Here is a 2,571-nt window from a genome sequence, read left to right as displayed (position 1 = left end):
CCGGGTGATGGCTCAGGCGGACGCACCGTTCCGCAGTTCTGTCGAGGACGTGGTCAAACTGCGCACCCGCAACGCCAATGGCGACATGGTGCCCATCGGCAGCATGGTGGACGTGCGCAAGACATTCGGCCCCGATCCCGTCATCCGCTTCAACGGCTATCCATCTGCCGACCTGATTGGTGAGTCAGATCCGCGTCTGGTGTCGTCATCGCAGGCATTGCAGCAAGTGCAATCCATTGCAGACAAGGTGCTGCCGCCAGGCATGCAACTGGAGTGGACCGACCTCAGCTACCAGCAGGTCACGCAAAGCAATACCGCGCTGGTGGTGTTCCCGCTGGCGGTACTGTTGGTCTTCCTGGTGCTGGCGGCACTGTACGAAAGCTGGACGTTGCCGCTGGCCGTCATCCTGATCGTGCCCATGAGCCTGTTGTCGGCCATGACGGGCGTGTGGCTCGCGGGTGGTGACAGCAACATTTTCGTGCAGATTGGCTTGATAGTGCTGATTGGTCTGGCCTCCAAGAATGCCATTCTGATCGTGGAGTTCGCCCGTGAACTTGAGCGCAAGGGGCACAGCATCCTCGATGCCGCGCTGGAGGCATCACGCCTTCGTCTGCGCCCGATCATCATGACTTCCATCGCCTTCATCGCTGGCGTGGTGCCGCTGATGGTCGGTTCCGGCGCAGGCGCGGAGATTCGCCAGGTTATGGGAGTGACTGTGTTCGCCGGCATGCTCGGCGTGACCTTGTTCGGTTTATTCCTGACTCCTGTTTTCTACGTCGCGTTACGCAGGCTCGCGACGCGCAAGCCACGTCGCCAGGCAAATGTCGCCATGGAGGCCACCCATGTCTGACTCCACAAGGACTGATTCCGTCATGCTTCAAACGCCATCCCGCATCCGACCATGCCTACGTCGGATGCCACATCTGGTACTGCTCCCTTTGGTGGCGTTGACGCTGGCAGCTTGCGCAGTAGGGCCGAATTACAAGGCACCTGCCGCGCCCCAGGCAGTGACGTATGCCCGCCAAGACCCCGTTGCCGTGTCCCAGCTTGTACCGGAGGCCGATGCGCAATTCTGGCGGGAACTGGATGACCCGGTGCTGCACTCTTTGGTGGAGAATGCTCTTCACGCCAATCACGACATCCGCATAGCACTGTCGCGCTACGAGCAAGCCAGCGCACTGTCGCGCGAACGTCGCCAAGACTACTATCCGACGCTGGGCGCGTCCGGTGAAATCAGTACCCAGCGCGCCAGTGCTGCACAAGCACCGGATGCGTCCCGCTCCGACCGGGATAACGATCTGCATTCGGCTGGCCTATCCGTGATCTGGGAATTGGACTTCTTTGGCCGAGTGCGGCGCAGCGTGGAATCGCAGCGCGCCGAGACCGAGGCCAGCGCAGCCGACCTGGCGGGCGTACAAGTGGCTATGGTGGCCGAGTTGACCGACGCCTATTTCCGCTTGCGCGGCTTGCAAGTGCAATTACAGGTCGCGCGGGACAACGAAATCAACCAAGCCGATACGCTGCGGCTGATCGAGGTCTTGTTCGAGAACGGCCGGGGCACGTCGTTCGATGCCGACCGCGCCCGCACGCAATTGGCGCTGACACGCTCGCGCATTCCGCCGCTTGAAGCTGAGGCTGCTGTGGCCGCCCACCGCATTGCCGTGCTCACTGGCCGCACGCCTGCGGCGATGGCCGAAGTGCTGGATCACCCCGCAGCCTTGCCTGAGCTGCCCGCCCAGATCAACGCCGGTGCACCGGGCGATCTACTGCGTCGCCGTCCCGATGTGGCTGCGGCAGAACGTAGGCTGGCTGCGGCCACTGCGCGTATCGGCGTAGCCATGGCAGACCTGTTCCCTCGCTTTACGTTGGGAGGGCTGATCGGCACGCAGGCGTTGGGCTTTGGTTCGTTGTTCGAGCGTGATAGTGAAACGCGAATGATCTCGCTCGGTGTGGGTGGTTCCTTCCTAGACGTGGGCCGGGTGCGGTCGCGCATCGCGGCGGCCAATTCAGCCACTGCCGAAAACTTGGCGGTATACGAGCGCACGGTGCTGCGCGCCATGGAAGAAACCGAGAACGCGCTGGTACGCCTATCGCGCGCGCAGACCGAGAACGCCATGCTGGTACAGGCGACCGAGGCCAGCCGCCGGGCAGCCAAGACGGCTCGCCTGCAATTTGAGGGCGGCGCCATCCATGTTTTGGATGTGCTGGAGGCCGAACGTTCACGCTTGGAGTCCGAAGACTTGCTGGCACAAAGCGCCACCCGCAGGGCGACGGCGTTGGTGGCGGTCTACAAGACGCTGGCCGGCGGCTGGTCACACGCCTTGCCCGGACCGCAGGGCGAGGCAGTCGCGCAGCGCCACAAAAGCGGCGACAGGCCTGAACTGGATGAACTCGGTGAGATGAGCGGCTACAACGCTGCGACTCTCAAACGGCCTTTGTACTGACAACAGGAGGCGAAATGGAGATTCGACACTTACGCTGCTTTCTCGCTGTCGCCGAAGAACTACATTTCGCCCGCGCGGCGGAGAGGCTGCACATCGAGCAGTCACCGCTGTCGCGCACTATCAAGGA

At 62.6% G+C, this 2,571-nt stretch carries 3 protein-coding genes; all 3 read left to right on the top strand.

Features of this window, described 5'->3' with window-relative positions:
* A partial coding sequence (locus DU29_RS0128540) for an efflux RND transporter permease subunit (RefSeq protein WP_152635608.1) occupies positions 1-850 on the top strand: 850 nt, incomplete at its 5' end.
* Positions 822-2,444 carry an efflux transporter outer membrane subunit gene (locus tag DU29_RS0128535; RefSeq protein WP_236645670.1) on the top strand — a complete coding sequence of 541 codons (1,623 nt, stop codon included), beginning with the start codon at positions 822-824 and terminating at the stop codon, positions 2,442-2,444. The genes DU29_RS0128540 and DU29_RS0128535, both read left to right, overlap by 29 nt.
* A 14-nt stretch (positions 2,445-2,458) precedes the next feature.
* On the top strand, positions 2,459-2,571 hold a 113-nt coding region (locus DU29_RS1000000132030), incomplete at its 3' end, for a LysR family transcriptional regulator (protein ID WP_152635607.1).

The sequence above is a fragment of the Pseudomonas sp. Ant30-3 genome, from assembly GCF_000690905.1.
Taxonomy (GTDB): Bacteria; Pseudomonadota; Gammaproteobacteria; order Pseudomonadales; family Pseudomonadaceae; genus Aquipseudomonas.
The sequence above is the reverse complement of the archived record's forward strand: the minus strand, read 5'-3'. Positions and strand labels throughout refer to the sequence as shown.

Excerpts from the sequence above, each read along its gene's own strand:
- DU29_RS0128535 (WP_236645670.1), top strand. The coding sequence starts at position 822 with ATGTCGCCATGGAGGCCACCCATGTCTGACTCCACAAGGACTGATTCC.